Origin of the sequence: Photobacterium sp. SKA34, from assembly GCF_000153325.1 — a bacterium.
In the GTDB taxonomy this organism is placed as follows: Bacteria; Pseudomonadota; Gammaproteobacteria; order Enterobacterales; family Vibrionaceae; genus Photobacterium.
The window spans coordinates 91663-104028 of record NZ_CH724147.1 but is presented as its reverse complement, the minus strand read 5'-3'; the positions used below and the strand labels follow the sequence as shown (position 1 = coordinate 104028).

Here is a 12366-nt window from a genome sequence, read left to right as displayed (position 1 = left end):
AATGATTAAGGATCAACGTCAGATCTTTATGGTATGAAAATTGCGCGGTGATCTCTGCCGTGCTAGCGTTACCTTTATTAATAACAAAAATAATGCACTGCCATGGATGCTCAACACACTATTGTTATCGCCGACGATCACCCTCTGTTTCGTAATGCCCTGTTCCAATCGGTCCATATGGCGATTAGCGGTGCAAACCTTCTCGAGGCAGACTCCCTTGATTCTTTATTTGCGTTATTAGAAAAAGAGCCTGATGTCGATTTGCTGTTACTCGATCTCAAAATGCCTGGTGCAAATGGCATGTCTGGATTAATCCAGCTCCGTCAGCAATACCCTGAACTGCCGACTGTTGTGATCTCTGCCAGTGAAGAAGACAAAGTCATTCGTCAGGTTCACAGCCATGGCGCGTTTGGCTTTATTCCAAAATCAAGTGATATGCGTGCGTTAATCTCAGCACTGAATCAAGTCCTCGATGGCGAACCTTTTTTTCCTGAAGACATCGCAGATAACAATAGAGCTTATCGAGATCTAGCCGATAAAATTGCCACCCTAACACCACAGCAATATAAAGTATTAGGCATGTTGTCAGATGGCTTACTCAACAAACAGATTGCTTACGAGCTAACTGTTTCTGAAGCAACAATAAAAGCACACATGACTGCGATATTTCGAAAGCTTGAAGTCAAAAATAGAACCCAAGCCGTTATATTGTTGCAGCAGCTGGATCTATAACGACCATTTCACTAACGGCATAAACGCATAATATTTTGTTACGTTATCATGCCTTAAATAAAATGTGACTAAACATCACAAGTGAATATTTTGATACACTCGTAAGTGGCTACTCACACTATTTCATTGCCTTAGTTTATGGAGGGTCGTTTGCTTACTGCCTTAGTTACTCAATTTGTTCTTATTTGGGCTGTTATTGATCCTATCGGTTCAGTCCCCGTTTACCTTTCTCAAACCCAACAATTAACTGCACAGCAACAACGTATTGTTGCTTTAAAAGCCGTTGCTATTGCAACAGGTGTATTATTGTTTTTTGTTATTGTCGGTCAGGTATTATTAGAAGCGATGCAAATACCATTGCCCGCTTTTCAAGCTGCTGGCGGACTTGTTCTACTACTTTTTGCTTTAACCATGATTTTTGGTGAGGGGAAAGTCGATCATGAATGTAAAATTAGCAAAGAAGAGGTCGCTCATTCAGAGTTGGGAAACTTAGCTGTCTACCCACTTGCTATTCCCTCCATTGCATCTCCTGGCGCCATGATGGCTATCGTGATGCTGACAGATAACAACCGCTACGCCTTGAGTGAACAAATCATTACAACACTGGTGATGATATCGGTATTAATGATTACCCTATTACTCTTACTTGGCGCTAATAAGATCCAACGATATATTGGTAACGTGGGAGCGGCGATCATCAGCCGTGTAATGGGATTGATATTGGCCGCTGTTGCCGTCAATAATCTTTTAATGGGAATAAAAGATTTCTACCTATTAACTTAGACTTTTGGCTAATCATAATCGCCCCTCCATTATTAAAAGCGATTTATAGCTCACAAAAACGCCCTCACCTGGGCGTTTTTTCTTTTTTCTCCCTCGACTAAAGTTGCACAGATAGAATCTACTTTCATTGCTATTGTTTCTTTCGTAACAATTTATTAACAACGAATATCGTATTTTTAATTGTGAAGGAGATAACAATGGCGTTCGCATCCAAGGAGCAAGCACAAGCCTATTGGAAAGAAAATCTCAGTATTATGGGATCGCTACTCGCAATCTGGTTTGGTGTTTCGTATGGCGCAGGGATCTTATTTGTTGATGCTCTCAATACCATTCAAATTGGAGGCTTCAAGTTAGGTTTTTGGTTCTCGCAGCAAGGGGCGATTTATACCTTTGTCATTCTGATCTTTGTTTATGTTAATCGCATGAATGCACTCGATCGTAAATTTAACGTTCAGGAAGATTAAGGAAGCGTCAAATGGATATTCAAACTTGGACCTTTATTCTCGTCGGCATTACATTCGCCATTTATATCGGCATTGCCATTTGGGCTCGTGCGGGATCAACCAGTGAGTTCTATGTTGCTGGCGGTGGGGTCCACCCTGTCGCTAATGGCATGGCAACAGCTGCAGACTGGATGTCTGCTGCCTCATTTATTTCAATGGCGGGAATCATCTCATTCATTGGTTACGATGGTGGCGTCTACTTAATGGGTTGGACTGGCGGCTACGTATTATTAGCACTATGTCTGGCACCTTATTTACGTAAATTCGGTAAATTCACGGTACCTGATTTTATCGGCGATCGTTATTACTCTAAAACAGCCCGCATGGTGGCTGTGTTCTGTGCCATTTTTGTTTCATTCACTTATGTAGCAGGCCAAATGCGTGGGGTTGGGGTAGTATTCGCTCGTTTCTTAGAAGTGGATATCAACATGGGGATCATTATCGGTATGGGGATCGTATTCTTCTACGCGGTAATGGGCGGCATGAAAGGGATCACTTACACCCAAGTCGCGCAATACTGTGTGTTAATTTTTGCCTTCATGGTTCCCGCTATTTTTACTTCTTTAATGATGACTGGCTCACCTATTCCACAATTTGGTTTGGGATCAACGATCAATGGCTCTGAAACTTATCTACTTGAGAAACTTGATGGTTTAACCACTGAGCTTGGCTTCACCGCTTACACCGATGGTTCAAAAAGCATGGTAGATGTGTTCTTCATCTGTGCTGCTCTTATGGTGGGTACTGCAGGTCTACCTCACGTAATTATCCGCTTTTTCACCGTGCCTAAAGTAAAAGATGCACGCGTATCAGCGGGCTGGGCATTAGTCTTTATTGCCATTTTATATACCACCGCGCCTGCTGTTGCTGCGTTTGCCCGTGTAAATATGATTGATACGATTAATGGTCCAGATATGAAGGGGGTTCCTGCCGAGAAAGCACCTGGTTGGGTGAAAAACTGGGAAAAAACTGGGCTTGTAGCGTGGGAAGATAAAAATAATGACGGCAAGATGTTCTACTCTGGCGATGATCGTAATGAAATGAAGATCAACCGTGACATCATTGTATTAGCCAGCCCTGAACTTGCTCAATTACCTAACTGGGTTGTCGCACTGCTTGCCGCCGGTGGTTTAGCTGCCGCACTATCAACCGCTGCGGGATTACTACTGGTGATCTCCACCTCTATTTCACATGATTTACTGAAAAAAGGCTTTAAACCGGACATGACAGACAAACAAGAATTACTCGCCGCCCGTATTGGTGCCGCCGTAGCGATTGTGGGGGCGGGTTACTTAGGGATTAATCCACCTGGCTTTGTTGCTCAAGTGGTTGCTTTCTCGTTCGGCTTAGCCGCAGCCTCTTTCTTCCCTGCCATTATTCTTGGGATCTTCTATAAGAAGATGAATAAATCAGGGGCGATAGCAGGCATGATTTCGGGTATTACTTTCACTGCAGCCTACATTATTTACTTCAAATTTATAAACCCCGCAGCAAGTACACCCGACAACTGGTTCTTTGGTATTAGCCCTGAAGGGATCGGTACGCTTGGTATGTGTCTAAACTTTGTTGTCGCGATTGTTGTGAATAAGTTTACTGCCGAAGTACCTGACGATGTCCAGGAGATGGTGGAATCTATCCGCTTCCCTCAAGGCTCTGGCGCAGCTCAAGATCACTAAGCAATACATCACTTATCCTTAGCTATACTCCCTAGTTTTTGCGGAGTCCATTGGACTCCGCCTTTTTCTTTATGCTAATTCACATTACGCTTCTACAGGCAAACATTGATTCAGTACCGCACGAAGTTTTAATGGCTTAACCGGTTTACTAATAAACCCAAAACCATGCCCTCGGATCGCGGCCTGATTTTCGGTCATTCTATCTGCACTAATCACCACCCCTTTAAAATTATCACCTAACCTTGAACGGCATTGCAGCAATACTTCTAATCCTGTTTGTTGATGGGATAAATGGTAATCACTAAAGATCACATCGGGTTGCCACTGTTGATCGAGAGCACACATAGCTTCATCAAGATTTTCAGCTAATTTAACCTCACAGCCCCAGCGAGTGAGTAAGGTTTCCATTCCTAATAAAATGTCACTTTCATTATCGACACACAGCACTTTCAGCCCAACTAATGGCGCTTTGATCTCGGTTGTGGATACCTGCGAACAAGCTGCTAGCATAGACGCATTACCTAATGGTACTGATAACGAAAATACCGTGCCTTTTCCCTGCCATGAGCGTAAATCTAATGGGTGATCCAACACTCGTGAGATCCCACGCGCAATCGCCAGCCCTAACCCCAAACCATGCTCGCTCCCCGTTTGTTCTATACGGGTAAATTCATCAAAAATATTGGTCTGCTTTTCTATAGGGATCCCCGGTCCATTGTCCCAAACCTCAATCTGCAAACGCAAACCTCGACGTCTCACACCTAACAACACTTTACCGCTAGGGTTATAACGAAAGGCATTGGTTAAGAAATTTTGCAAAGCACGGCGTAAGAGCTTGGCATCAGAGATGATCACCGCATCACTACATACCACATCAAAGGTGATCTTTTGTTGTTGCGCTAAAGCACCAAATTCAGCCGATAAAGTATTGAACACATCACTGACTTTAAACGGCACAATATGCGTTTGTAATTTACCGGCCTCTAAACGAGAGACATCCAATAGGTCTCCAATCAGATCTTCTGCCGCTCCTAATGCACTTTCGATATGAGTGGCTAAACGCACACTCTCTTTACCCTCAGCGACTTCGGTTAACGACGATGAAAATAGGCGTGCAGCATTGAGTGGTTGCATCAAATCATGACTCACCGCAGCTAAAAAACGACTTTTTGATTGCGCTTGTTGTTCTGCTTGCTGAGTGGCTATCATTAATTGATGATTCAATTGTTCAAGCTGTTGGGTCCGCTCTTTAACTCGCGCTTCAAGGTTTTCATTGGCTTCTTTTAATGCCATTTCAACCTGACGAAACGCGGTAATATCACTAAAACTCATCACAAAGCCACCACCAGGCATTGGGTTACCTTGCACTTCTATCACTTGTCCATCAGGGCGGATTCGCGATGACGTATGCGCCGTTCCCCGCTGTAAATGCTCAACTCGTTTAGCAACATGTGCTTCAGGATCGCCGGGGCCACATAATCCTTGCTCAGCGTTATACCGAATCACATCAGTAATTGGGCGACCGACTTGGATCAAACCCGGAGGAAAAGAAAACTGCTCTAAATATCGTTGGTTCCATGCCACCAGCCGAAGCTGTTTATCAACCACAGCAATACCTTGACTAATATGTTCAATCGCTCCTTGTAATAACCCTCGGCTAAAATCAAACAACTCAGAAGCTTCATCAACAATCGTTGCGACTTCTTCTAATTGCATGTTTCTACCCTGCAAAGCGGAAGTAAGCACTAACCTTGCTGAAGATGCACCAAAAACGCCAGCCAATACTCTTTCGGTATGGCGGATCATGCTAGCAGATGCTTGTTGTTCAGGCTCTAAACGATTATCTTGCTGCTTGGCAAACTGAGCAAAAGAATGACGAACGCGTTTACGGCCAACAAAACGCGAAGCCAACATTTCTAATTCAGCGACCGTCACACGGGTTTGATATAAGCTCCCATCTTCTGTTTCTGCAGGAGAGGCACCAACAAAAGAAGCCGCTTGTAAACGTTCAGTGAGTGACGAGCGCGTTATTAATGAAATCCCGACAAACAAACTGACATTGACGCATAAGCTCAACAACATGCCCCAATCAACAGAAGATAAACTTCGTAAAATAGGCAGTTGTGGTGGGCTTAATAGCCACAGCAAAAAATTACTTCCAGCATCCCCAGCCAACATACTGGTTTGGCTCATCATGGTAATAAGCCAAATCATCATCCCACCAACTAAACCGGTGTACACGCCTTTTTTATTACCAAAGCGCCAGTAAATACCGCCGAGCAACGCTGGGGCAAATTGTGCAATCGCAGCAAATGATAATAAACCTATCGCCGACAGTGAATGGACGTTATCTAGCACATGGTAAAAACCCCATGCCGCAAGTAACAACACTGCAATTAACACCCGACGGACATTTAATAATAAACCTGAAAAGGCAGAAAAATTACGCGGTCCAATGCGTACTCGACGTAACATTAATGGCATCACTAAATCATTAGATACCATAATTGCCAAAGCGATAGTTGATACAATGACCATACCTGTCGCCGCTGAAGCACCACCAATAAAAGCGAGCAGCGCAATGCCGTTCGCACCTTGCTGTAAGGGCAAATTAATCACGTAAGTATCTGCTAACACATTCGGCAGTAATTGCTGGCCAATCAAAGCAAGAGGGATAACAAAAATCCCCATTAAGAACAGGTAACAAGGAAAAATCCAACGGGCTTTATGTAAATCAGCTTGGCTATGGTTTTCCACTACAATGGTATGAAATTGACGAGGCAAACAGATAATTGCCGCCATGGTAAGTAGCATATGAATAAATAGGCTACCGATATTAGGTGATGTGTAAGTAAGTGATTGCCAACTTAGTGCGTTAAGCTGAGGGGCGGTTTTAAATAAACTCAGCGCAAAAATTCCGACCGCAAGAAACGCAGCAAGCTTGATCAATGATTCAAACGCTATCGCCATCATCATGCCGCGGTGATGCTCGGTAGAATCAATATGCCGAGTACCAAACAAAATAGAAAATACTGCTAGTACACCAGATACTATCCACGCAGTATCTAACCCTTCGAGATTGAACATCTCGCCAAAATTCGGCGTGATCTGTTCAAGCCCCATCGTAATACCACGCAACTGCAACGCGATATAAGGCAAAATACCTATCACCGCAATCACGGTGACGAGCATCGCTAACCCTTGCGACTTTCCGTAACGGGCCGCGATGAAATCAGCTATCGAAGTAATATGTTCACGCTTAGCAATAAATATCAGCCGAGCTAAGACTTTCCAGCCTAAGGTAAATACAATAATTGGCGCGAGATAAATAGGGAGGAAAGACCACAACTCACGGCTAGCTTGCCCCACCGTGCCGAAGAAACTCCATGAAGTACAATACACCGCAATGGATAAACTATATATCCACGGTCGCCACCCTGCTAACCATTGGCTTTTTTTATCGCCATACCATGCAATCGCGAACAGTACGCCGAGATATACCAGTGATACGGTTATAACAATCCATCCCTGTACCATCACACATCATCCTTTTTAAACTGATTCACCACTGTAACTAAGTTGTCACAACTTACTCAATCCTGTCTGATCACAGTTCTCTCAGTAAGACAGTGAGCTTTCTCTTTTCTTTGTCGCAATAAAAAAGCGCAGCCATTAAGACTGCACTTTATAGTAGAAGTTAGTAATCACTATGCTTTACTGGTTTTATATTCCGTCGCCGCGATCTGTTGAGGTGGTGCTAAACGAATAAAGAACACAGGAAAAGCCATCGCGGCCATGATCCAAAAGACATTCGCGCCCCAACTGCCATACATCCACCCACTCATCGACGTTAATACTGCCATTACCGCCCCAAGAGGGATCGCGTTATACAGCGATTGCAGCGCGACAGAATGATTACTCGGCTGTTGTTGAATATAACGAATCGCCGCTAAGTGAGCTGCAGCAAAGGTTACGCCATGTAAAGCTTGAACGGGAAACATCAGCCATTGATCTGTCAAAGTGGCCGTTAACCCCCAACGTACCAAGACGCCGAATGCTGCTAAGCGGAACATATTATTTACCGACCAACCAGAAAATAAGCGCTTACTAACCAGAAATACCATAACTTCTGCAGCAACACTGAAGCTCCATAGGTAACCGATCATTGATTCACTAAAACCAATTTTCTGCCAATAGATAGAGCTAAAACCATAATAAGCCGCATGACTACCTTGCAGTAATGCCGCAACCACAATCAACTTAATCACCGCACCATTACATAAAATCGCCCGCAATGCAGGGCGAACTTGCTCAGAGCTTCCCTCATCGAATGGCATAATCGCAGGATTTCTTGCCGCCATTAACTGCGAGAACACTAATCCAGATAATGCCACCCACGGAATGATATCGGCACCATAGTGATTAGCCAGCATCCCTACTACCGTTGATCCAGCAATAAAGGCAATCGATCCCCACAGACGGGTGCGACCATAATCAAGATGCCCACCTTTTGCATAATGGTTCACGATAGCATCAGAAATTGGCACGATAGGCCCAGCTGATAAATTAAATAAGATAGTGACAGCGGCAAGTACCCATAGTCCCCCACCACCGACAATATAAAGAATACAGGCAAGCAAACCGAGCAGGGTAAAACCTCGTAAAGCAGGAATAAGATGCTCTACTTTGTGGATACGCGGAGTTAATACTAAATTAGCTAAGCAACGAACGGCAAAACCTAAGCCCAGCAACAAGCCAATATCAGAATCATCCACTCCAATATGCTTAAACCAAATAGCCCAAAATGGCAGATAAACACCGTAAGAGAAGAAAAAGCCCAACAAGTATTGTGAGCTCCAGCTGTAGGGCGAACGTGTAAACATAGTGATCTCGCATAATGTGGTGAATAAAAAAGCAACATATTATGACGTAGTTTTCTTCTCAACCTAATGCCAGCGCGCAATTTAAACCCAATAACAACACATGATTACTCCAATAGTGCGACAGAGATCTCTTTTATTTTTTATATTCGTCTCACGCTATCACTTAGTTGAGATATCCCCCTTACAAATTGTCATGAAAAATCCATGTAACTTATATTTACGCCCTTTGATCCAGCTCTCTCATCCTAAAGTCTAATTGTAGACATACACAAAATGGAACACCGTATAAGCAGCACAAACAACTATAAAAAGTCAGTTTGCTCACCCTTATTACATCGGCTAAGGATGCAGGGCGCAGAAGGTATTAGAACTCAAGGAGAATAGGATGAGTGAGGTTCACGTTTATCCGGTCAATGAGACCATCACAAAAACAGCTCATATCAATGAAGAGCAATACCGTGAAATGTATCAGCAATCAGTAATTAACCCAGAAGGCTTTTGGCGTGAACATGGCCAAATCGTTGATTGGATGACACCATTTACTAAAGTTAAAAACACCTCATTTGATACCGGCCACGTCAGCATTAAATGGTTTGAAGACGGTGAGCTTAATGTCTCTGCTAACTGTATTGATCGCCACCTCGCGACCAAAGGCGAGCAAGCCGCTATTATTTGGGAAGGTGATGATCCAAATGATGATGCCATCCTAACCTACAATGAATTACATCAAGAAGTCTGTCAGTTTGCTAACGCCCTAAAGAGCCAAGGTGTGCGTAAAGGTGATGTGGTGTGTCTTTACATGCCAATGGTTGCCGAAGCGGCAATTGCAATGCTCGCTTGTACCCGTATTGGTGCAGTGCACACTATCGTCTTTGGTGGTTTCTCTCCAGAAGCATTGGCTGGACGCATTATCGATTCAAATGCAAAAGTGGTTGTTACTGCTGATGAAGGTGTGCGTGGTGGGCGTGCCGTTCCCCTTAAGAAAAATGTAGACGACGCACTAGTAAACCCTGAAGTAACGACGGTTGAAAAAGTGGTTGTCTTTAAACGCACCGGTGGTGAAGTCGCTTGGAATGATGACCGCGATGTATGGTGGCATGAAGCAACTGCCGTGGCTTCGACTCACTGTGCTCCTGAGCCAATGAACGCTGAAGATCCTCTTTTTATTCTTTACACATCAGGCTCAACGGGTAAGCCTAAAGGTGTACTTCACACCACAGGTGGCTATCTAGTTTACGCTACGATGACGTTTAAATATGTATTTGATTACCAAGACGGTGATGTGTACTGGTGTACCGCAGATGTGGGCTGGATCACAGGTCACAGCTACTTGGTATACGGACCACTAGCTAATGGTGCAACCACAGTATTATTTGAAGGCGTGCCAACATACCCATCAACCAGTCGCATGAGCGAAGTGGTGGATAAGCACCAAGTCAGTATTTTATACACAGCGCCTACCGCTATTCGTGCTCTGATGGCGAAAGGTGATGAAGCGATTCAAGGAACTAACCGCTCCTCACTGCGTATCATGGGCTCTGTCGGCGAACCCATTAACCCAGAAGCATGGGAGTGGTATCACCGCACAATTGGCGACAAACGTTGCCCAATCGTAGATACATGGTGGCAAACAGAAACAGGCGGGATCTTAATTACACCACTACCGGGTGCAACCGCACTAAAACCAGGATCTGCAACACGTCCTTTCTTTGGTGTACAACCTGCACTCGTTGATAACGTCGGTAATATCCTTGAAGGCGCCACTGACGGTAACTTAGTCATGACCGATTCATGGCCTGGTCAAATGCGTACGCTTTGCGGCGATCACGAACGTTTTGAACAGACTTATTTCTCTACCTTTAAAGGCATGTATTTCACCGGTGACGGTGCGCGTCGTGATGAAGACGGTTATTACTGGATCACAGGTCGTGTCGATGACGTGTTAAATATTTCAGGTCACCGTATGGGGACGGCTGAAATTGAATCAGCACTCGTTGCTTTCGATAAGATTGCAGAAGCGGCGATTGTGGGTGTACCACATGAGATAAAAGGCCAAGCAATTTATGCTTACATCACTCTAAACGATGGTGAAATTCCAAGTGCAGAACTGCATAAAGAAGTGAAAAACTGGGTACGTAAGGAAATTGGTCCTATCGCCACACCAGACTTCTTACATTGGACAGATGCATTACCAAAAACACGTTCAGGTAAGATCATGCGTCGAATTCTTCGTAAGATAGCAACTGGAGATACCTCAACCTTAGGTGATACTTCAACACTTGCAGATCCAACTGTTGTTGATCGACTCATTGAAGAAAAACAAAAAGTGATGTAATCAACTTTTTTATCAATATATAAAGGCCGCTCAATTGCGGCCTTTTTTATTTTCACCCCATCATTATCTTTATTTAATTCAGCTAACTTCTAGCATTCTCAGCCTAAAATACGCCACTTTGATCGCAATGCTGAATAAATCAACAGCTTGATTGTTGATTTATTCGTCAAATATTATCTACTGAACTTTACCGTTTTTCATATTGTGGGAATGCAGCGAATTTAGTCATAATTATTACTAAATTCTTACACTTAGTTGAGTGAACTTGTCGTAAGATAAAACCACTAAGAGTAACGACACTTCCCACTACGGCTTACACGTGTTCACACAAAAAAGTGGTGATTAGACCAGTATTTTGCTGCGATTTGCGGTGAATTCTCTATAATTGCTCAACAATGAACGTTTAGCAGTAAAAAAACGGACACACGGAAACAAAATTGCATAAGCTTGCAAGTTGTTAGAGTTTAACCTCATAAACAAGTGAAAATACGTCAAGATGTCGACCGTTAAACGAATTTTATTAATAAATGGACCTAACCTTAACTTACTAGGTCTACGAGAGCCGGGGCATTATGGCCACCAAACATTAACCCAAGTGGTTGATGGGCTCACTGCTAAAGCGACCCAATTAGGTGTGGCATTAGATCATATTCAATCCAACGCGGAACATGTGTTAATTGATGCAATCCATCAAGCTTATGGCAAGGTCGATTTCATCATTATTAACCCTGCAGCTTTTACTCATACGAGTGTAGCCCTTCGTGATGCCTTACTCGGCGTCGCCATTCCGTTTATTGAAGTACATTTATCTAATGTCCACGCTCGTGAACCTTTCCGTCATCATTCTTACTTATCCGATAAAGCAGTAGGCGTGATTTGTGGCTTAGGCCCTGACGGCTATGAATTCGCCCTGAATGCAGCGGTACGTCGTCTGCATGCAGATAGCTAACTGAACAATATAAAAAGAGAAATATAAATGGATATTCGTAAAATCAAGAAGCTAATTGAGCTTGTAGAAGAATCAGGCATCGCTGAGCTAGAAATCTCTGAAGGTGAAGAATCAGTACGCATCAGCCGTAGTGTTCCAGCAACAGCAATGCCACAACAATACATGGCAGCGCCAATGGCACAACAACCTATGCCTACTGCACCTGTAGAAGCGCCAGCACCTGTTACTCCAGCAGCTGAAGCGCCAGCACCTGTTGCATCAGGTCACTCTGTGCTTTCACCTATGGTTGGTACCTTCTACCGCTATCCAAGCCCTGAATCAAAGTCATTTGTTGAAGTTGGTCAATCGGTAAATATTGGCGACACACTATGTATCGTTGAAGCGATGAAAATGATGAACCAAATACAAGCTGACAAAGCCGGTAAAGTTGTCGCTATTCTTGCAGAAGACGGCGATGCGATTGAATTCGATCAGCCTCTTATCATCATCGAGTAATCGAGGCTCT

9 protein-coding genes are annotated in these 12366 nt (G+C 43.7%); 7 read left to right on the top strand and 2 right to left on the bottom strand.

Going from position 1 to position 12366, the window contains the following annotated elements:
* Positions 1 to 102 precede the first annotated feature (102 nt).
* From SKA34_RS22445 to SKA34_RS22430, 4 genes are all read left to right on the top strand, one after another.
* Positions 103 to 732, top strand: a complete 630-nt coding sequence (locus tag SKA34_RS22445; RefSeq protein ID WP_006647671.1) for a response regulator transcription factor — start codon at positions 103 to 105, stop codon at positions 730 to 732.
* Positions 733 to 882: 150 nt separating this feature from the next.
* Positions 883 to 1515 carry a MarC family protein gene (locus SKA34_RS22440; protein WP_006647672.1) on the top strand — a complete coding sequence of 211 codons (633 nt, stop codon included), beginning with the start codon at positions 883 to 885 and terminating at the stop codon, positions 1513 to 1515.
* A 197-nt stretch (positions 1516 to 1712) separates the two neighbouring features.
* Complete coding sequence (locus tag SKA34_RS22435) at positions 1713 to 1979, top strand: DUF4212 domain-containing protein (protein WP_005372635.1); 267 nt, start codon at positions 1713 to 1715, stop codon at positions 1977 to 1979.
* A gap of 11 nt (positions 1980 to 1990) precedes the next feature.
* Positions 1991 to 3694: a sodium:solute symporter family protein gene (locus SKA34_RS22430; protein ID WP_006647673.1), complete on the top strand. Its 1704-nt coding sequence runs from the start codon at positions 1991 to 1993 to the stop codon at positions 3692 to 3694.
* A gap of 84 nt (positions 3695 to 3778) precedes the next feature.
* Here SKA34_RS22430 and SKA34_RS22425 read toward each other — a convergent pair whose 3' ends face one another.
* Both SKA34_RS22425 and SKA34_RS22420 read right to left on the bottom strand, forming a co-directional pair.
* Positions 3779 to 7231 (bottom strand): PAS domain-containing hybrid sensor histidine kinase/response regulator, encoded by a 3453-nt coding sequence (locus SKA34_RS22425; protein ID WP_006647674.1) that lies wholly within the window; start codon positions 7229 to 7231, stop codon positions 3779 to 3781.
* Positions 7232 to 7401: 170 nt separating this feature from the next.
* A complete protein-coding gene (locus SKA34_RS22420; protein ID WP_006647675.1) occupies positions 7402 to 8577 on the bottom strand; it encodes a 3-phenylpropionate MFS transporter in 1176 nt (391 codons plus the stop codon).
* Positions 8578 to 8962: 385 nt separating this feature from the next.
* Between SKA34_RS22420 and acs the strand changes: the two genes are divergently transcribed.
* The 3 genes from acs (at position 8963) to accB (ending at position 12356) form a co-directional block, all read left to right on the top strand.
* Positions 8963 to 10912 (top strand): acetate--CoA ligase, encoded by a 1950-nt coding sequence (acs, locus tag SKA34_RS22415; protein WP_006647676.1) that lies wholly within the window; start codon positions 8963 to 8965, stop codon positions 10910 to 10912.
* Between the two features lie 496 nt (positions 10913 to 11408).
* On the top strand, positions 11409 to 11861 hold the full coding sequence (aroQ, locus tag SKA34_RS22410) for a type II 3-dehydroquinate dehydratase (protein WP_006647677.1): 453 nt from the start codon (positions 11409 to 11411) through the stop codon (positions 11859 to 11861).
* Positions 11862 to 11888: 27 nt separating this feature from the next.
* Complete coding sequence (accB, locus tag SKA34_RS22405) at positions 11889 to 12356, top strand: acetyl-CoA carboxylase biotin carboxyl carrier protein (protein WP_006647678.1); 468 nt, start codon at positions 11889 to 11891, stop codon at positions 12354 to 12356.
* Positions 12357 to 12366: the final 10 nt, after the last annotated feature.

What these genes read in the sequence shown, in the direction of transcription:
- aroQ (WP_006647677.1), top strand. Translation starts at nt 11,409, where the DNA reads ATGTCGACCGTTAAACGAATTTTATTAATAAATGGACCTAACCTTAAC.
- accB (WP_006647678.1), top strand. Translation starts at nt 11,889, where the DNA reads ATGGATATTCGTAAAATCAAGAAGCTAATTGAGCTTGTAGAAGAATCA.
- acs (WP_006647676.1), top strand. Translation starts at nt 8,963, where the DNA reads ATGAGTGAGGTTCACGTTTATCCGGTCAATGAGACCATCACAAAAACA.
- SKA34_RS22420 (WP_006647675.1), bottom strand. Translation starts at nt 8,577, where the DNA reads ATGTTTACACGTTCGCCCTACAGCTGGAGCTCACAATACTTGTTGGGC.
- SKA34_RS22425 (WP_006647674.1), bottom strand. Translation starts at nt 7,231, where the DNA reads ATGGTACAGGGATGGATTGTTATAACCGTATCACTGGTATATCTCGGC.
- SKA34_RS22430 (WP_006647673.1), top strand. Translation starts at nt 1,991, where the DNA reads ATGGATATTCAAACTTGGACCTTTATTCTCGTCGGCATTACATTCGCC.
- SKA34_RS22435 (WP_005372635.1), top strand. Translation starts at nt 1,713, where the DNA reads ATGGCGTTCGCATCCAAGGAGCAAGCACAAGCCTATTGGAAAGAAAAT.
- SKA34_RS22445 (WP_006647671.1), top strand. Translation starts at nt 103, where the DNA reads ATGGATGCTCAACACACTATTGTTATCGCCGACGATCACCCTCTGTTT.